This is a genomic window from Nonlabens ponticola, assembly GCF_003966335.1.
GTDB classification, from domain to species: Bacteria; Bacteroidota; Bacteroidia; order Flavobacteriales; family Flavobacteriaceae; genus Nonlabens; species Nonlabens ponticola.
In genome coordinates this window covers 1,493,422-1,511,594 of record NZ_CP034549.1, presented here as the reverse complement: position 1 = coordinate 1,511,594, position 18,173 = coordinate 1,493,422, and the positions used below count along the sequence as shown (strand labels likewise).

Genomic DNA, 18,173 nt, shown 5'->3' with positions numbered 1-18,173 from the left:
AAAGCAAAAACCGCAACACAAATAATAACAATGAGTAAAACGTTTATTTTGAGACCAGCCTTGTTCATGGCGGTTGTAATGATCCTATCAGGCTGCAAATCCGGCCTGGAAAGTGATGGTTACAGCGAGGTGTCAAAATTGCGTGCCGTTTACAGCCAGCCAGACGTCTCACTATGGCCAGCACCTGAACTTGACTCACTTATTAACCGCAGCAAGTTTCAGGATTTAGGCGTACTTCCTAAAGTAAAACATCCCAAGTACAACCCATACTCCAAAGCCAAAAAAGAGCTGGGCAAGATGCTGTTTTTTGACGCGCGATTATCCAGTACTGGACAAATTGCCTGTGCTTCCTGCCACAATCCAGAGTTGGCATGGACAGATAACTTGACCAGGTCCTTTGGCCATAATAGGCAGCAAGGCAAGCGCAATGCCATGACGATATTGAACAGTGGTTATGCACATGAGTTGTTTTGGGATGGTCGTGCTACTAGTCTAGAAGATCAAGCGAGATTCCCTATTCCTGATGCGGTAGAGATGAATTCAAATCTTGATATTGCGGTCGATAACATCGCTGCTGTAGAAGGTTACAAGCCTCTTTTCAAGAAAGCCTTTGGCGATGAAGAAGTAACTTTTAAACGCATTCAATATGCGCTAGCAACTTTTGAACGCACCGTGCGCAGCCCACGCAGTGATTTTGATCGTTTCATTCAAGGAAAAAAAGATGCCCTTACTGATCAACAGGTAAAAGGACTGCACCTTTTCAGGACTAAGGCTCGGTGCATTAACTGTCACAACACACCTTACTTTAGCGATAATAAATACCACAATGACGGTCAGGCGCTTTTTGGGACTAAAGATGAAGATTTTGGTCGTTACTATGTCACTGGAGACATTGATGATTTAGGGAAATTCCGTACGCCATCGTTAAGGGAAACAACGCGTACAGGTCCATGGATGCACCATGGGCATTTTCCATCGCTAGTTGATGTGTTAGAACTTTATAATTTAGGGAATCCAGCTCCTATACAATCTAAATATCTAGGTACAAGTCGTGATTCATTGGTGCCTACAACTTCACCCTTATTGAAACCTCTCGATCTAACAAGAGAAGAAATTGACGCCGTTATCGCGTTTATGAGCTCGCTAGAGACTAGAACCAGAAGGGTCAACCTAATCAAAATGCCTAAATGACAAAATTTACATCAAATCTTCTATTCATACTTGCAATGATAAGCGCTATCAATGTCGTTGCTCAAGAAGAAAGTGAGCAGGAAGAACTAGGTAAATGGTTGCATCACAACTATGAATACTTAGATAATGATCATAAAATCACCGCAACCAGCGCCCAGTTCGATCTATGGAAAAAAGACTTTCAATTCAAAGCAGATGAACCGCTTAATTATGCAGATTCACTAACTGTGGTGCTTGCGCAGGAATTGAAAAATCCTGCTGATCAACGTGGTGCGCGATTGCAACTGTCCTACTCATGGGAACGCGCTAGCTGGTATCTATTAAAAGATGTTAATGAAGTAAAGGAACTTGCGCGGGAAAAAAGTCTAGCGTATCCATTTGAACTGGTTTCTTTTTACCGATCGCTGGATAGAGATCATGAATTGATTGAACAACTCGCTGATAGAGCTAAGTCTCTAGATCGAGATGAAGATCTTGAGAAACTCAACGCAAAGGAGCTCATGAAACACGCCTTTAGGTACAGTCCAGGAAGACTCGCTAGAGTCGATGAAATTCTCGCTAGTCGTGGACAAACCCGTGGCAGCGATGACCATGATGACAATTAAGATTATTGATTGAGGTTACTCAGTTTCTTGCGCGTGAAAGATTAAATTTGCCACATGAGCCAAGAGATTTCCAAACGATATGCGCAGCGCGGCGTTAGCGCTGGTAAAAAAGATGTTCACAATGCCATCAAGAATGTAGATAAAGGTTTGTTCCCTCAAGCATTTTGTAAGATTGTACCAGACCATTTGACGGGCAGCGACGATCATTGCCTTATCATGCATGCAGATGGTGCAGGAACTAAGTCTAGTCTAGCCTACATGTACTGGAAACAAACAGGTGATTTATCAGTCTGGAAAGGTATTGCCCAGGACGCGCTCATTATGAATATTGACGACCTACTATGTGTAGGCGCTACTGATAATATTCTCCTATCCAGCACTATAGGTCGCAATAAAAATCTTATTCCTGGTGAGGTCATCAGCGCCATCATCAATGGTACAGAAGAACTCATTAAAGATCTCAAAACACACGGCGTTGACATCATATCAACCGGTGGCGAGACGGCAGATGTTGGCGACCTCGTACGCACCATCATCGTAGATTCTACCGTTACCGCACGCATGAAACGCAGCAATGTGATTGATAATGCTAACATCCAGGCTGGTGACGTAATAGTAGGTCTATCCAGTTACGGGCAAGCAACTTATGAGCATGCATACAATGGTGGTATGGGATCTAACGGTCTTACCAGCGCACGCCATGACGTGTTCAACAAGCAGCTAGCGGCAGATTTCCCAGAGAGTTATGACTCGCATGTACCGGTAGATTTAGTCTATTCGGGTAGCAAACATCTTCTGGATGCTGTTGACGGCAGTCCGCTGGATGCTGGAAAATTGGTGCTCTCGCCTACTCGTACCTATGCGCCGATAATCAAGAGTATCCTGGATCAAGTCGATCGCGAGCAGCTGCACGGCATGGTGCATTGTAGCGGTGGCGCGCAGACTAAGGTGTTGCACTTTGTCAACGATTTACACATTATTAAAGACAACATGTTTGAGATACCACCACTGTTCAAATTGATTCAGCAGGAATCTGGGACTGATTGGAAAGAGATGTATCAGGTATTCAACATGGGTCACCGAATGGAACTGTATGTCAATCCAGCCATCGCAGACCAAATTATGGAGGTATCAAGATCATTCAATGTAGATGCACAAATCATGGGTCGCGTTGAGGCTAGCGATCATAAAAAGCTCACCATAAATAGCGAGTACGGCACGTTCACCTATTGATCCTGCATTGCTTTGACGATTTCTAATTTTGGCTCGATATAGCGTTTACAAAATGGCGCGTCTGGTCTGGTTGCATAGTAATCTCTAATGGACTCTCGCGATTCTTTAAAGGCGACCATAGGTAGCACTTGCAGGATGTATTTTTTATGATGCTTTCGCGAAAGCGTAACTATCAAATCACTCAACAACAAACCAGTGGCATCGTCAAGGTAGTAGGCAGCACTGCGATAGTCTGTCCTGCGCTGGTGCATGGATGTAGAAGAATGCGTGGCCAGATGGATTTCCAGCAATCGTTCAAGAGAAACAACCCGAGCGTCAAATTTGAGCAAAATTGCCTCGCTAAAAGTATGATCGGGAGACACGCTTTTAATATAACCTTGACGCACGTGATTAACGCCATATACCCGTTTAAAAACAGCTTCAGTACACCAGTGGCAGCCACCACCTAATCCTATTGTTTTAATCAAGTCAACTATTTAAAATCTGTAGGATACGCCTAACTGTGACAAGAAACTGAGGTCTTCACCAGCTGTTTGCCAGTCGTCAGAACCTCTGAATGTATTGATAGGATCAGTCCACAGCAATCCAGTATCTAGATTGAAACGCAACTTATCCTGAAGACGCAACGAGAAAATTCCATTAAAAGAAACACTCATAAATCGATCTTCTAGCGCTGCATTGTTTTCATTTTTAACCTGTATAAACTCTTGCAAAGTGTAGCCGATACCAGCATTATAACCTATGTTGAATATTTTATCTGCTCGTAGACGCTCATACAGCAATGAGGTGGTGAATGATTCGACAATACCGTCTAGACTTCTCTGAGTTTGATAATCCTCACCAACTACATTGACGCTGGTATTTTGAAACCTGAGCTTCAAGCCATCAATGCGATCTTTAAAATTATACTTGACATCTACATAAATCGATGCTGGTGAATCATAGGCCGTAATCACGCTGTTATCTGCTTCTTCAATCATATAATAAGCTCCAGTACCTGCGCCAGCACCTATTTCAAATAATTGAGCATGCATGATGGAAGCAGAAATTGCAAAAATGGAAAACAAGAATTTTTTCATGGTCAGTGTTTTGAAAAGATCCAAATCACCAAGTATTATGCCGAAAAAATGAGAGGCAATTTCCGTATTTTCGCAAGACTTGAGAAAAGAAGATGCTAGATAAATTAAACATAGTAAAGAACAGGTTTGACGAGGTAAATGACTTGATCATACAGCCAGATATCATATCAGATCAAAAACGTTATGTCCAGTTGACTAAGGAATATAAAGACCTGAAAGACCTAATGGACAAACGCGAGGAATATATAACCATAGACAACAACCTTAAAGAGGCGCAAGAAATCATAGCCGATGGCAGCGATCCAGATATGGTAGAAATGGCACAAATGCAGCTGGAGGAAGCTCAAGAAGCTATGCCTAAGCTAGAAGAGGAAATACGCATGATGCTGGTGCCCAAAGATCCAGAAGATGCCAAAAATGCCGTCATGGAAATACGCGCTGGTGCTGGTGGTGATGAGGCAAGTATTTTTGCGGGTGACCTCTTTAGAATGTATGAGAAATACTGTTCCAGTAAAGGCTGGAGCACAAGTATCGTTGACACCAGCCATGGTACTAGCGGTGGTTTTAAGGAGATCATCCTTGAAGTAAACGGAGATGACGTTTATGGAACATTAAAATTTGAAGCAGGCGTGCACCGCGTACAACGCGTCCCACAAACGGAAACCCAAGGTCGCGTGCATACCAGTGCAGCAACTGTGATGGTATTACCAGAGGCAGAAGAATTTGATGTAGAACTTGACATGACCGAGGTTCGCATTGAGCGTACTACCTCAACTGGTCCTGGTGGACAATCTGTGAACACCACCTACTCTGCCATCAAATTACACCACGAGCCTACGGGAATGATCGTGAGTTGTCAGGATCAAAAATCCTCACACAAAAATCTTGAAAAAGCACTTAAGGTCTTGAGATCCAGACTTTATGAAATAGAGCTCGCCAAAAAAATGGAAGCAGATAGCGAGAAACGTAAAAGCATGGTAAGTAGCGGTGACCGTAGTGCCAAAATTAGAACGTACAACTATCCACAAGGTCGTGTTACAGATCACAGGATCAATTTGACACTTTATGATCTAGACAATATCATCAATGGTGATATACAGAAGATTATTGACGAGTTACAACTGGTTGACAATACAGAAAAGTTGAAGATGAATGAGGATGGGATTTAAATCTAGGTTGTCTGATTTGAGATGCCTAAGTAAATTCATTTTTCTAGCAGTCCTTTTGGCGCATATCGTCAGTTCCTGTGGGGCAAATAATGTTGATAAAAATTCTCAAAAGGAAGATTGGACGTTAGATTATGAGCGACATGGTTTTCTTAATACTCAGAATATTGATTTTTTGAAGAAATACTATGATTGGAATGATGAAGAGTTGCTTTATATTTTTGCAATGCATGATCCTAGAATATGCGGTTTCCGCAGATCCGAACTTCCAACGGCAGAACAAAGAATAGCAGAAAGCAGGAATACAGAAAATATTTATTTTGATTATATAATTCAAGATTCGAAAAAGGTGGTCCACGTTGATCTAGTAGAACAAATAGGTGTAAATACAAATAAACTTAATAAGGATTTTCACCCGGACTATAACAACTACTTACAAAAAAACTTTTTTACAAAGCCTGATAACTGTATTGCTATATTGGTCATAAATCAAAAGGGCGAGTATTATCAAGATGGGTGGCACATCTCTAAAGAACAAATTAGTAATTATTCACTCTGGTTGACTGAAGATGATTAAATATAAATTAAAAAGACTCATGAAACATCAGGGTTTTGCTTTAATTTTTTCACATAGGAAAGTAAGTATATCCTTATTTTTAATCTGTTCTTGCTTAATAATAACCAGCTGTTACACACCACCACAAGCTATCATCACCGCAGATAGTGATACGATGGTCGTGGGTAATCCACAAGAAAATCTGCGATATGATTATGCGGGCACCTTGACTGCGGCTCAAATGGAGTATCTGACTACCAACTTTGACTGGAACAAAAACCTTATCGTGATTAATTATAATCGCAGTGATGAAAACTGCGATATCAATTATGGACGCACTGTAAAAGTTAAAGAGCGATATGATAGAGCCAGATTATGGTGGGATAATTTCTATGATAATGTGGCTACTAACGGTGCCTACATTGTGCATGTAGAAGAAGACTCAAAATACGGTCCTGCTTTCTCAACTTTTGGCAATGATTACTTCTATGATCAAGAGCGTTATGTGGTTGACAAAATCTTTCGGAATGCCCGTGGTTGTGAGATGGTTTTAGTTGCTAACAAGCAAGGTGATTTTTTCCAGCGCAATTCTCACTATAGCAAGGAACAAGTAGCCAACTATATCGCTAGACTTAATTACATGATGGATCCTGATAAAGAAACGACTAAGTAATACTATGACATTAGATCAACTATATCATCAGATTCAGAAAAAGAAATCCTTCTTGTGTGTAGGTCTAGACGTTGATCTTGAGAAGATTCCAGCCCATTTATTGCAAGAGGATGATCCTATTTTTGCTTTCGCGAAAGCTATCATTGACGCCACCCACGACTTGTGTGTGGCCTACAAGCCTAATACTGCCTTTTTTGAAGCTTACGGTGTCAAAGGCTGGCAATCGCTTGAGAAAATCATCAAATACCTCAACGAGAATTACCCAGATCACTTCACCATCGCAGATGCAAAACGTGGCGATATAGGTAATACCTCGACCCGATATGCCAAAGCTTTTTTTGAGCAGCTCAATTTTGACAGCGTCACCATTGCACCCTATATGGGTAAGGATGGCGTCGAGCCATTTCTAGCGTTTAAAGATAAGTATGCCATCCTACTAGCCTTGACGTCAAATGCTGGAGCCTATGATTATCAAACACTGACTGCAGATGCACTGCCGGTTTATCAACAGGTACTCAAAACGGCCTCTCAATACAAAAACAGCGACCGATTAATGTATGTCGTAGGCGCCACAAAAGCTGAGTATCTGAAAGAAATACGCCAGATAGTTCCTGATTCATTTTTGCTAGTACCTGGAGTAGGCGCTCAAGGCGGCAGCCTTGAAGAGGTCTACAAATACGGAGCTAATGATCGAGTAGGATTATTAGTCAATTCTTCACGTGGTATTCTATATGCATCACAGGAAGAAGATTTTGAAGATGCCGCAAGGGCTGAAGCATTTGAGTTGCAGCAGGCTATGGAAGCATTGCTTGACTAAACTATTCTTCTTCTTGATGTACAGTATCTATCTCTCTTACCTTAGTTAGATATTTACCCTTTTCAAGTTGTGCTATGTAAGCCACTAACTCTTCTTTGAGTTTACAATGTAGATCCCAAGCAACAGCAGGATTTTTGGCACTGCATAGTGCTCTTATCTTCATAGATTTCTCTGTCATATCGACTACCTCAACAACAGGATCGTTTTTCTCATCCCAATCCTCAGATTCACGCAGGAGTTCATCAAACTTATCCCTAATCATCTGCACATCTGTGGTGTAATCCACATAAAGTTCTATAGGTTTAGTGATATGAGAGTTTGTCATAGACCAATTCTCAAACATTTGGGAAACTACCTCTTTACAAGGAATGACTAATCGTTTTTGATCCCAAGTGCGTACCACTACATAAGTAAAAGTGATGTCCTCAACAATGCCTAATTCATCTTCTATGAGAATTGTATCTCCTATTTTAGCAGGGCTGGTTAGTGCTATTTGGATACCAGCCAAAATATTACCTAAAGTATCTTGTGCTGCCACACCCAACACAATAGACACCAAACCTGCAGAAGCCATCAACGAGATACCCAATCGCTCTAAAGATGGAAATTGAGAAGCTATAATGGACAAACCGATAAAAATGATGATCAATGTGATCAAACGCCTGGCTACAGAGATGTAGGTCATCATCTTACGGTACTCTGGATTTTCTTCTAGCGTATCATCACCTAAACTGCGTTCTGCAAAATAGATCATCAATCCATTGACTACTCGCATAATAAACCATCCAATCGAGCCAATTAAAGCGATAAGTAAAACACTATAAATAAATCGAGCAAATGGTCCACCAAAGGATACTAAATTCTCTAGAGTCAAATAAAAGACTAAAACACCAGCAGCAAAACCTGATGGTGATGCTAACTTATGTGCGATCATGTTCATCCAGCGCCTATTGGAATTCTTGAAAATCTTCTCAACGGTTGCGCTGGCTAATTTTCCAGCGACTATAGATAAAACAAGAAGTACGAATGTTCCGATGAGCTTCCACCATGGAACACCTAGGACATTTGCTCGAGACCATTTAGGCATCATTCGATCAAGCTTTCTAGGGCCGTATAAAACGTAAAGCGGCTCAATATTTTCAACAGTGTTTGCAGAAATAACCCAAAACGGCCCACCATCTTTTACCTTAACTCGTTGAACACGCAAGACCACCTCACGACCATCAAGGTCTAGCTTTCCAAAATCAATACTACGCCTAGGAACACCTGCGACTGATTTATTAGTATTAGTAGTAATATCTACTTGTCCATCTGGTCGATCGGGTAAAGATTGCCAATCGATTGCTAGCTTTTTATTGAGTACAAAATAAAATTTTTCAGCAAGCTCAGCCGCTTCATCAATAGTTACATCGTTAGGAAATAAATTGAGATTGAGAGCATAGGCTGCACTCTTGAAGTTTTCTGACCTGCTCTCTTTTACAAAATGCTCAAGAACCGACTGCGGTGTTTGTAGATTAATATCCGTAGGAGGCATACCAATATTGGTATTGAACTCATCCATAGCATAATATGCCTTATTGTATTCTCCTAAGGGACTAGGCGGATAAGATCCATTTTCTGGAATCGTATCATTCTCTAATGGGAAACGTATTTCCTTCTTAGGGTTTTTAAGCTGTGTCGAATCTTGTTGGGCTGAACTGAATACTCCACCTAAAGTGATTAAAAACACTAAAATCTGAATCCTGATTACCATGCTTCAAATTTATGTATGGTTTTAATCGCAAAGTCCTAGAAATAGGTTAAACCACCTACTCTCTATTTATTCGGCTAAAAGCAGCTAACAGTGGCGATGCTAAATTGAAATTAATCAGATCTATGTTATTTTAAAATTGCTCAAAAACTTATCTGATCTCAAGCTGATCAAGATTTCGTAGCACTTATCAAGTCTGCAACACACCCATATTGAAATCCTTGGTGATCGGTGCGTGATTGGCAGCCTCGATTCCTGTGGAAATCCATTTTCTAGTATCCATTGGGTCGATGATAGCATCTGTCCAAATTCTTGCTGCTGCGTAGTATGGTGACACTTGCTCGTCGTAGCGATCTTTAGTTTTGGCAAAGAGTTCTTTTTCTTCTTCCTCAGTCAGTTTCTTACCTGACTTTTCTAGCGATGCTTTTTCTATCTGCATCAATACTTTGGCAGCACTGTTTCCACTCATTACGGCAAGTTCTGCACTAGGCCATGCGACGATCAATCGTGGATCGTAGGCCTTACCGCACATCGCATAATTTCCGGCACCGTAGCTGTTACCTATCACAATCGTGAATTTAGGAACCACACTGTTAGAAACGGCGTTTACCATCTTGGCACCGTCTTTTATGATACCACCATGTTCTGATTTTGATCCTACCATAAAACCTGTAACATCCTGTAAAAATACCAGCGGTATCTTCTTCTGATTACAGTTAGCGATAAATCGGGTAGATTTATCGGCACTATCACTGTAGATCACACCGCCAAATTGCATCTCGCCTTTTTTAGTCTTCACCACTTGACGCTGATTGGCAACGATACCAACTGCCCAACCATCGACACGCGCATATCCTGTTATGATGGTCTGGCCGTATCCTTCCTTATATTCATCAAAAGAGTCGGCATCAATCACGCGCTCAATGATTTCCATCATGTTGTATTGTGCGCTACGCTGTCGCGGCAGCACACCGTATAATTCTTTAGGGTCCTTGGCAGGTTTGACAGCTTTTACTTTGTTGTAACCAGCCTTATCAAAATCACCAATCTTACCCATCACACTCTTGATGCGATCAAGGGCATCTTTATCGTCCTTGGCTTTATAATCGGTCACACCACTTATCTCGCAGTGCGTGGTCGCACCACCCAACGTTTCATTATCAATACTCTCGCCTATGGCAGCTTTCACCAGATAACTACCAGCAAGAAAAATACTTCCTGTTTTATCAACGATCATGGCCTCATCACTCATTATAGGCAGGTAAGCGCCACCAGCCACACAACTACCCATGACAGCAGCGATCTGGGTGATTCCCATGCTACTCATGACGGCGTTGTTTCTAAAGATGCGGCCAAAATGTTCCTTGTCAGGAAAAATCTCATCCTGCATAGGCAAATACACACCAGCACTATCCACTAGATAGATGATGGGCAACCTATTTTCCATTGAGATTTCCTGTGCGCGTAGGTTCTTTTTTCCAGTAATCGGGAACCAGGCACCAGCTTTTACCGTGGCATCATTTGCCACAACGATCACCTGCTTTCCACTCACGTGACCTATCTTAACCACCACACCACCACTAGGGCAACCGCCGTGTTCTGCGTACATACCGTCACCTGCAAAAGCACCTATCTCAACCGCTTTATCTGCATCATCCAGCAGGTAATCGATGCGCTCGCGAGCCGTCATTTTTCCTTTGGCATGATGTTTTTCAATGCGTTTCTCGCCACCGCCTAGGGCAACTTTGGCAAATCTGCGTCGCAAATCTGACAGTAGTAATTTATTGTGATCTTCGTTCTTATTGAAGTCTAGGTCCATGCAAAATGTCTTTGCTCAAAAATAGCGATTTTGCGTGTTAGAATGTGTGTGGTTGTTACGCTTTCGCGAAAGCTGACTCAAAAAAAACCGCCTGCAAAGCTTATGGTTTACGGTAGTATCTGTTTTCCTGCAAGTTGCTGGTTACCTGATTGCGACCAACGACAAATTTTACGGGAATGGACTGTGGCGATTTACCCTTGCGCGGCTGATATACTGTAAAATGAAGGTGCGGTCCAGTTGTCCAGCCTGTGTTGCCGCTATATCCTATGTGCTGATCCTGCTCAACATGATCACCTTTTTGTACGACAGATCCATTCACCTTGAGGTGCGTATATTCTGCAATCGTACAGTCCTCATGTAGAATGCGTATGTAGTTACCGTACTCTAGACATTTTGACCTGGCGCAACCTATACTGCCATCTTGCTTTACCTGCACGACAATACCAGATCGAGCCGCATGAACAGGCGTACCTATAGGCATACTAAAATCGATGGCATTCTTGCCACGATGCGTACTGCGACCATTGTTGCCTTGTGAGACACGGTATGCGACAGATCGCTTATACGGTAAATGGTAGAGGTAATCCCTATCCACTCGATCCATGCGCTGATCGCCAAAAACATAGGACGCACTCGCGTCATAACCATAGGAATCTTGCCTGATATTCTTAAGAGTAAGCAGCTTATAATCTGCCGTCATCGCTGGCACGACAAAGGGTTTGCCGTAGTCAACATCTGCATGCAAATTGCGCAATTTGAAATCAAGATAAACGGTAATAGGAACTGGTTCTAGATTAGTCACTTTGTATTCATAACCATTCTCAATGGCAGTCGCACCACTCTTTACCAACAACTTTTGAGCAGCTGCATAGTTGGCGAGGCATAAAAACAGAATGATTAAAAAACGAAACATGAACTGATCTTGTGTGCGAATTCAAGATCATAACGTATGCCAACTTTTATTTAGTGTCTAGCAACTCGATTATATCTTTGTAGATGATGGCGCTCAAAAACCATTCAAAATCCAGGGACTCTGCTCCAGCATCTGGTGTAGGTTCTTTTTTGTAATCCTTATAGACATCAAGGACTGAATCGTTCATCATTCCATAGTATAAATTGCCGCCACCAGCGTAATAGCTGCGCACATAAAACTGAGCCTTACTAGGCATACCTAAATCAATGGCAAACTGCTCATCGATCAATTTACCGCCTACATCAATACCCAACTCAAGACTGTCTGTACTAGTGGATGGTTTGATATACAATGCATAAGTTGGTGGCATGTAGCTTTCCTCATTGGCTCGTGAGGTCCTGATCTCATAGGTTTTAAGCTCAAAAGTGGTTTTGGAAAGATCTACAGGACGCGTTTGAGCACTTTCTACATCTGGATCAGCAATTGTTTCATCTTGTGCAGAATCATTTTTGCAGCCCGACGTAACAATAGAGGTCACTAATATGAGTAAAAGGTAATATTGTTTCATTCTGTGATAATTAACTGGGTGTTTGTTTCGGTTCTACCGCGCTCTGTGATTCTGCATCTAATTAAGAACTGGATTGAATCGTTTTGTGGCTGTGATAAAAATTTAAACCGATAAAAATCATCTTCAAGATCAATGATTTGTAGTCCAGCTACATTTTCTGGATTGCCAAATTTTTGAAGAATATCATTTACGGAAGTCCCTGCTGGATGATTTTGATCAAAATCATAAATGGTAAATACTTGTACTGAATCGATAAGATTTGTAACCCTAAAACTATCACCATCATCACAAGCCATGGCCGTGTCCATATTAGAAAAATTTGCAACGATATCAACTTCCTGTGACACGCTATCTGCGTCTATTATAATAGCAAGAAGCTCTTCTATTTCTGGATTAATTCTACGGCCATCTTCTTCTGGTTCTTCATAAAAATATAGCTCGCTGTAAACGCTTTCTATTGTTATCGTGGTAATAGTACCTCCATTTGAGCAGCAAGACATTATGCTGCCAAAAAAATAGATGAATAGTATGATGGAAAATTTTTTCATAAAACTTTAAAGCTAACAATATAGGATAACTTTGGTAACCATCGTTATGACGCAACAGTTAGTTATATTTAAATATAATTTGAGATCATGAAGAATACCATCAGCGCTATTATTTTTGGGATTGCCATAGTCCTTGCCTCCATATTTTTAGGAAAAGCATATGTAGATCGCAGCCGTGCAGACGGCACCATTGAAGTTACTGGATTGGGCAGCAAGGATTTTACCAGCGACCTGATCGTATGGGAAGGAAGATACACCAGTACTAGCAAGGTATTGAGTGAAGCCTATGACCAATTATCACGAAATAAAGAGATCGTGAGTACCTACCTGAAATCAAAAGGTATTGCAGACTCTATTCTAGTTTTTAGCGCGGTGCAAACTCGCAGACAGACAACGCCTATTTATGGCGATAATGGCAAGTATCAAGGTGAGCGTTTTGAAGGATATGAATTGTCACAAAGCGTGAATGTAGAATCCAGCAATGTGGAACAGGTGGAAAAGATTTCTAGAGAAGTTACAGAATTGCTTAATCAAGGTGTACAGTTTTACTCACAATCGCCTAGATATTACTACACAAAACTAGCAGACCTAAAAATCGAAATGATCTCTCGTGCTACAGAAGATGCCAGAATCAGAGCTGAAAAAATTGCTGAAAATAGCGGTGGCTCCTTAGGTGATTTAGGATCTGCTCGCATGGGGGTTTTTCAAATCACTGGACAAAACAGCGCTGAGGATTATTCCTGGGGTGGCACTTACAATACCTCTAGCAAAGAGAAAACAGCCAGCATTACCATGAAACTCGTATATGAGTCAGAGTAAAACTGAGTCTAAAGATTCGAACTCACCAACGGCAAAATTCTTAAGAATTGAAAAGCTAGCACCTAGAAAGCTAGTAGGAAAATCTCTTGAGATGTCCATGGTTGATAATAAAACTGCGGAGCTTTGGAAAAGCTTTATGCCGCATCGCAACAAGATTCAAAATACGGTTGGTAATGATCTGTATTCAATACAAGAATATCCTGTGGCGCTAAGCCTTGAACATTTTGATCCGACTATAGCTTTTAAAAAATATGCTTTAAGCGAAGTCAGTGCCTACGGCAACCTACCTGAAGGCATGCAACCTTATGAGCTTAAAGGCGGCATGTACGCTGTATTTCTACATATGGGCTTGCCAGCTCAGTTTCCCGCTACCATAAATTTCATTTTTGCAGAATGGCTTCCTAATGCAGATTATGTGTTGGATCATCGACCACATTTTGAAGTACTTGGCGATAAATACAGTAATACTAATCCTAGCTCTCAGGAAGAAGTTTGGATACCAGTTAAGAAAAAATCCTAGTTACACCTCAGCATCCAGAAGATCGGTTGCAATATGGTAACGTGGATCTTCAATACTGCGTTCAATAATGCTCTCAAATTCTGGATTGCGACGCATCAGTAATTCTTGACATTCTGGACTTAAATGCGTGAGTTTTATTTCCTTACCTAGATCTAGATATTTGTTAGCCACATTGCGCAAGGCTTCTACTCCACTGTGATCCTGAACTCTAGACTCAATGAAATCAATCTCGATCTTCTCTGGATCTGTTTTGGGATCAAACTTATTGTTGAAAGCAGTCACAGAACCAAAAAATAATGGTCCCCATATTTCATAGACTTTAGTACCGTCATCTTTGATGCTTTTTCTAGCTCTAATGCGTTTAGCACTATTCCAGGCAAACACGAGAGCACTCATGATCACACCGGTGACTACGGCAATAGCAAGATCCTGCCATACCGTTATCGCACTTACCGCGATCAAAACAATAAGATCTGAAATCGGAATTTTATTGATGATTCTAAAACTAGACCACGCAAATGTTCCTATCACTACCATTAACATCACACCTACTAAGGCTGCGATTGGGATTTGCTCAATAATCGGTGCTCCAAAAAGTATGAATAGCAATAAGGCACTTGCCGCAACTGCTCCCGACAATCTACCGCGACCACCTGAATTAACATTGATAATTGATTGACCTATCATGGCACAACCGCCCATACCGCCAAAGAGTCCGTTGACCATATTGGCTGCGCCTTGAGCCACACATTCACGATTACCGCTACCACGTGTCTCAGTCAAATCGTCGACAAGATTTAATGTCATTAATGATTCAATCAAACCAACCGCTGCCAGTGTCACCGCAGTCCCTAAAATGATTGCCCAGTGTCCTTGTAGGGTATCAAACAATGTGAATATCTGAAATTGAAATTCTGGCAACGAGCCTTCCATTCCTGTACCACCACCATCGCGAATGAATGAACCTACCGTCGCCACATCAAGATTTCCAAAGATAGTTATTGCTGCAACCACAGCTATGGCTGCCAGCGCGGCAGGAATAGCTTTGGTTAACTTAGGCAAGAAGTACATGATCGCCATGGTAAGTCCAACAAGAGCCAACAAAATATAAAGTGGCGTTCCTGTCATCCATGACTTATCATCGCCGGTTCCTGTCTTGAAGAAATCTAATTGTGCTAGAAAAATCACTATGGCGAGACCGTTTACAAATCCCATCATTACTGGATGCGGTATCAATCTCACAAACTTTCCTAATCTCAAAAACCCAGCACTCATCTGGATCACGCCTACTATGAGTAATGTGATAAATAACCACTGTAAACCTAGGTTCTCATAAGGGGTTTCCATGGCAAGACCTACCTCATTTCCAGTCTTGATAAGCAATACCATCACGATAGCCATGGCGCCTGTAGCTCCAGATATCATCCCAGGACGACCGCCAAAAAGCGAAGTAATTATTCCCATCATGAATGCACCGTACAATCCAACCATAGGATCAACGCCAGCCACAAATGCAAAAGCAACAGCTTCTGGAACAAGAGCTAGTGCTACCGTGAGACCAGAAAGAATATCATTTTTAGGATTGCCTACAAAATTATTGAACAGCTTTACCATAGAATCGAGTCGCTAGAATTTAAGCGCGCAAAGGTAATTCATTGCCATAGAACAGATAACCTCGCTAGATATGACTTTCACATCCTGTCTCGTAAATTTGAAGCATGCAGGAAGCTACGCTAAAACTAGCACATACAAGCGAATTTCAAAAAGCGCTATCCATATTAAAAACTGCAGCACAACATTTGCTTGATAAAGGTATTGATCAATGGAGCTACTGGCTAGATCCACCAGCTGAGCGACTTGAATGGTTGCAAGAAGGTTTTGAATTGAATGAGATCCATTTCATACAGTTCCAGAAAGAAACTGCAGGAATGATTAGAATTATGCACAAGGATTTAAAATATTGGGGCCATCAGGAACAATCAGCGCTTTATATACATTCTCTTGTGATACTGCCAGCTTTTACCGGTAAGAAAATAGGTGCTCATGTGATTGAGCAAGTAAAAAACAAAGCGGTCACACAAGATATTTATCTTTTGCGGTTAGACTGTGATTCTAGCAATGAACGATTGTGCGCGTATTATGAAAATTTAGGCTTTAAAAAGGTTTACCAGCGACAGATGATGTACTCGATCAATAACTTCTATGAACTAAGTATTGTTTGATGTTATGATCACTTTAATTATTCCGCTTTCGCGAAAGCGGAACAACTAAAAATCATTCTTTATGCATTGATGCGATCCTGATCACAATAATAATCGTGCAGGCTTTTTGAGGCACAATGTTCGTGAACCACTAGCATTTTCTTGAATTTTCTACGACCCATGTTTCTAAAAATATCGATAAGATTGAATACGGATTTGATCTGATTTTTCATGATTGTAGTTTTAATAATTACACTACAAAGATGGAGCGACATACAACTTGCATATCGCTCCATTTGACCTGACCAATGATATATTTTTCCCTAAATCGTTAGATAAAGACTATCGGCTGCGATTTGAAGATCTGTTTCTGTTATTGTTTCCAGATTTACTACGATTACTGTTTCCCGAATTGCGAGAAGGTCTTCTACCACGCTGACCTTGTTTTTTCAAACTAGGCTCTGCAGCATCTTCCATCTTGAATTCATAAGGATGATCGTCGATCACGGGAATATGAGTCTGGATGAGCTTCTCTATATCCTTAAGAAACGGTCGTTCTTCCAGCATACAAAAACTGGCTGCAAGACCGCTTGCGCCTGCACGACCTGTACGACCTATGCGGTGCACGTAGGATTCTGCAATGTTGGGTAGATCATAATTGATCACATAGGCAAGCTCGTCGATATCAATACCGCGAGCGGCAATGTCGGTAGCGACTAGCGCTTGCAACTCGCCGTCCTTAAAGCTTTGCAATGCACGCTGGCGCGCGCCTTGTGATTTATTACCATGAATCGCGGCGCTCTTGATTCCTGCTTTATCAAGGTCTTTTACAATCTTATTGGCACCATGTTTAGTTCTAGAAAAAACTAATGTTGGTCCGTTCATGTCTGTTCCCAGTAGATGGGTGAGCAATTTGGTTTTATTCTTTTTGTTGACGTGATAAATCGCCTGTTCTACTTTCTCCGCAGTAGTTTTTTCTGGCTCTATAGTCACGCGCTCAAAGTCTCCTAATATCTCGCGAGATAATTTAACGATTGCCTGCGGCATGGTCGCACTAAAGAAAAGCGACTGTCGCTGATTAGGCAAGAGCTTGAGTAGTTTCTTAATATCATGGATAAAGCCCATGTCCAGCATCTGGTCTGCCTCGTCAAGAACGAAGTATTCAACATCTGCCAGCGAGATGTAACGCTGATTGATCAAGTCCAGTAATCTTCCTGGTGTTGCGACCAATACGTCCACGCCTTGATGAAGAGCATAAACTTGCTTAGTTTGTTTAACGCCACCAAATATGACGGTATTTTTTATTCCTGTGTATTTTGAGTAAGCAGTGAAATTCTCATCTATCTGAATGGCCAGTTCTCGTGTAGGCGTGACTACGAGTGCTCTTATCTTGCGCTTGCCACGTGGGCCATCACCATCAAGTAATTGCTGTAAAATAGGGATTGAAAAGGCTGCGGTTTTACCGGTTCCTGTTTGAGCGACTCCTAATAAGTCTTTTCCTTTAAGTAATACTGGTATTGATTGTGCTTGTATAGGTGTTGGATTCTCGTATCCTTGGTCTTGTAAAGCTTTCAAGATGGACTCGTCGAGCCCCAATTGTTTAAATGTCATGTATTGTATTAAGCTGCAAAGGTACGGTTATTAAGAAGAGTGTTATAGTTGGTGGGTTCGTGAGTCGTTGTAAGGGAAACTGAGATAAAAGATTGACGACAATG

At 41.5% G+C, this 18,173-nt stretch carries 20 protein-coding genes; 10 read left to right on the top strand and 10 right to left on the bottom strand.

Annotated elements, in window-relative coordinates; genetic code table 11:
* Nucleotides 1–30 precede the first annotated feature (30 nt).
* Genes EJ995_RS06820 through EJ995_RS06810 form a run of 3 tightly spaced genes read left to right on the top strand, consistent with a single transcriptional unit; the run spans nucleotide 31 to nucleotide 3,029 of the window.
* Nucleotides 31–1,191 (top strand): cytochrome-c peroxidase, encoded by a 1,161-nt coding sequence (locus tag EJ995_RS06820; protein WP_241234603.1) that lies wholly within the window; start codon nucleotides 31–33, stop codon nucleotides 1,189–1,191.
* Entirely contained in the window at nucleotides 1,188–1,796 is a 609-nt protein-coding gene (locus EJ995_RS06815; protein ID WP_126446916.1) for a hypothetical protein, read from the top strand. Before EJ995_RS06820 ends, EJ995_RS06815 begins: the two co-directional genes overlap by 4 nt.
* Before the next feature lie 54 nt (nucleotides 1,797–1,850).
* Nucleotides 1,851–3,029 (top strand): AIR synthase related protein, encoded by a 1,179-nt coding sequence (locus EJ995_RS06810; RefSeq protein WP_126446914.1) that lies wholly within the window; start codon nucleotides 1,851–1,853, stop codon nucleotides 3,027–3,029.
* Here the strand turns inward: EJ995_RS06810 and EJ995_RS06805 are convergent.
* Together EJ995_RS06805 and EJ995_RS06800 are read right to left on the bottom strand one after the other, a co-directional pair.
* Complete coding sequence (locus EJ995_RS06805) at nucleotides 3,023–3,496, bottom strand: peptide-methionine (S)-S-oxide reductase (RefSeq protein WP_126446912.1); 474 nt, start codon at nucleotides 3,494–3,496, stop codon at nucleotides 3,023–3,025. The genes EJ995_RS06810 and EJ995_RS06805 overlap by 7 nt on opposite strands.
* Before the next feature lie 9 nt (nucleotides 3,497–3,505).
* The gene (locus tag EJ995_RS06800; protein ID WP_126446910.1) at nucleotides 3,506–4,108 is read right to left on the bottom strand and encodes a hypothetical protein; all 603 of its coding nucleotides are present in this window, start codon (nucleotides 4,106–4,108) and stop codon (nucleotides 3,506–3,508) included.
* A gap of 92 nt (nucleotides 4,109–4,200) precedes the next feature.
* Between EJ995_RS06800 and prfA the strand changes: the two genes are divergently transcribed.
* From prfA to pyrF, 4 genes are read left to right on the top strand one after another with little or no spacing between them, the layout of a single operon-like run.
* Nucleotides 4,201–5,277, top strand: a complete 1,077-nt coding sequence (gene prfA, locus EJ995_RS06795) for a peptide chain release factor 1 (protein WP_126446908.1) — start codon at nucleotides 4,201–4,203, stop codon at nucleotides 5,275–5,277.
* 55 nt (nucleotides 5,278–5,332) lie between these two features.
* On the top strand, nucleotides 5,333–5,851 hold the full coding sequence (locus EJ995_RS06790) for a hypothetical protein (protein ID WP_126446906.1): 519 nt from the start codon (nucleotides 5,333–5,335) through the stop codon (nucleotides 5,849–5,851).
* Nucleotides 5,852–5,870: 19 nt separating this feature from the next.
* On the top strand, nucleotides 5,871–6,503 hold the full coding sequence (locus tag EJ995_RS06785; RefSeq protein WP_126446904.1) for a hypothetical protein: 633 nt from the start codon (nucleotides 5,871–5,873) through the stop codon (nucleotides 6,501–6,503).
* 4 nt (nucleotides 6,504–6,507) lie between these two features.
* Entirely contained in the window at nucleotides 6,508–7,320 is an 813-nt protein-coding gene (pyrF, locus tag EJ995_RS06780) for an orotidine-5'-phosphate decarboxylase (protein WP_126446902.1), read from the top strand.
* A 1-nt stretch (nucleotide 7,321) separates the two neighbouring features.
* Here the strand turns inward: pyrF and EJ995_RS06775 are convergent, their stop codons facing one another.
* The 5 genes from EJ995_RS06775 to EJ995_RS06755 all read right to left on the bottom strand — a co-directional run bounded on the left by EJ995_RS06775 (nucleotide 7,322) and on the right by EJ995_RS06755 (nucleotide 12,918).
* Complete coding sequence (locus EJ995_RS06775) at nucleotides 7,322–9,073, bottom strand: mechanosensitive ion channel family protein (protein ID WP_126446900.1); 1,752 nt, start codon at nucleotides 9,071–9,073, stop codon at nucleotides 7,322–7,324.
* 187 nt (nucleotides 9,074–9,260) lie between these two features.
* Nucleotides 9,261–10,889 carry an acyl-CoA carboxylase subunit beta gene (locus EJ995_RS06770; RefSeq protein ID WP_126446898.1) on the bottom strand — a complete coding sequence of 543 codons (1,629 nt, stop codon included), beginning with the start codon at nucleotides 10,887–10,889 and terminating at the stop codon, nucleotides 9,261–9,263.
* 100 nt (nucleotides 10,890–10,989) lie between these two features.
* Nucleotides 10,990–11,802 (bottom strand): M23 family metallopeptidase, encoded by an 813-nt coding sequence (locus tag EJ995_RS06765; protein ID WP_126446896.1) that lies wholly within the window; start codon nucleotides 11,800–11,802, stop codon nucleotides 10,990–10,992.
* A gap of 46 nt (nucleotides 11,803–11,848) precedes the next feature.
* A complete protein-coding gene (locus EJ995_RS06760; protein ID WP_126446894.1) occupies nucleotides 11,849–12,370 on the bottom strand; it encodes a hypothetical protein in 522 nt (173 codons plus the stop codon).
* Nucleotides 12,367–12,918 carry a hypothetical protein gene (locus tag EJ995_RS06755; RefSeq protein WP_126446892.1) on the bottom strand — a complete coding sequence of 184 codons (552 nt, stop codon included), beginning with the start codon at nucleotides 12,916–12,918 and terminating at the stop codon, nucleotides 12,367–12,369. Before EJ995_RS06755 ends, EJ995_RS06760 begins: the two co-directional genes overlap by 4 nt.
* Before the next feature lie 87 nt (nucleotides 12,919–13,005).
* Between EJ995_RS06755 and EJ995_RS06750 the strand changes: the two genes are divergently transcribed.
* Both EJ995_RS06750 and EJ995_RS06745 read left to right on the top strand, forming a co-directional pair.
* Nucleotides 13,006–13,737 (top strand): SIMPL domain-containing protein, encoded by a 732-nt coding sequence (locus EJ995_RS06750; protein WP_126446890.1) that lies wholly within the window; start codon nucleotides 13,006–13,008, stop codon nucleotides 13,735–13,737.
* Nucleotides 13,724–14,257 carry a GyrI-like domain-containing protein gene (locus EJ995_RS06745; protein WP_126446888.1) on the top strand — a complete coding sequence of 178 codons (534 nt, stop codon included), beginning with the start codon at nucleotides 13,724–13,726 and terminating at the stop codon, nucleotides 14,255–14,257. The genes EJ995_RS06750 and EJ995_RS06745 overlap by 14 nt, the downstream gene beginning before the upstream one ends.
* Here EJ995_RS06745 and EJ995_RS06740 read toward each other — a convergent pair whose 3' ends face one another.
* Nucleotides 14,258–15,871, bottom strand: coding sequence for a SulP family inorganic anion transporter (locus tag EJ995_RS06740; RefSeq protein ID WP_126446886.1), 1,614 nt, complete (start codon nucleotides 15,869–15,871; stop codon nucleotides 14,258–14,260).
* Nucleotides 15,872–15,975: 104 nt separating this feature from the next.
* On the opposite strand from EJ995_RS06740, the gene EJ995_RS06735 reads away from it, so the two are divergent.
* A complete protein-coding gene (locus EJ995_RS06735) occupies nucleotides 15,976–16,479 on the top strand; it encodes a GNAT family N-acetyltransferase (protein WP_126446884.1) in 504 nt (167 codons plus the stop codon).
* 59 nt (nucleotides 16,480–16,538) lie between these two features.
* Here EJ995_RS06735 and EJ995_RS13160 read toward each other — a convergent pair whose 3' ends face one another.
* The gene (locus tag EJ995_RS13160) at nucleotides 16,539–16,691 is read right to left on the bottom strand and encodes a hypothetical protein (RefSeq protein ID WP_164549886.1); all 153 of its coding nucleotides are present in this window, start codon (nucleotides 16,689–16,691) and stop codon (nucleotides 16,539–16,541) included.
* Nucleotides 16,692–16,800: 109 nt separating this feature from the next.
* Complete coding sequence (locus EJ995_RS06730; protein WP_126446882.1) at nucleotides 16,801–18,069, bottom strand: DEAD/DEAH box helicase; 1,269 nt, start codon at nucleotides 18,067–18,069, stop codon at nucleotides 16,801–16,803.
* Nucleotides 18,070–18,173 lie beyond the last annotated feature (104 nt).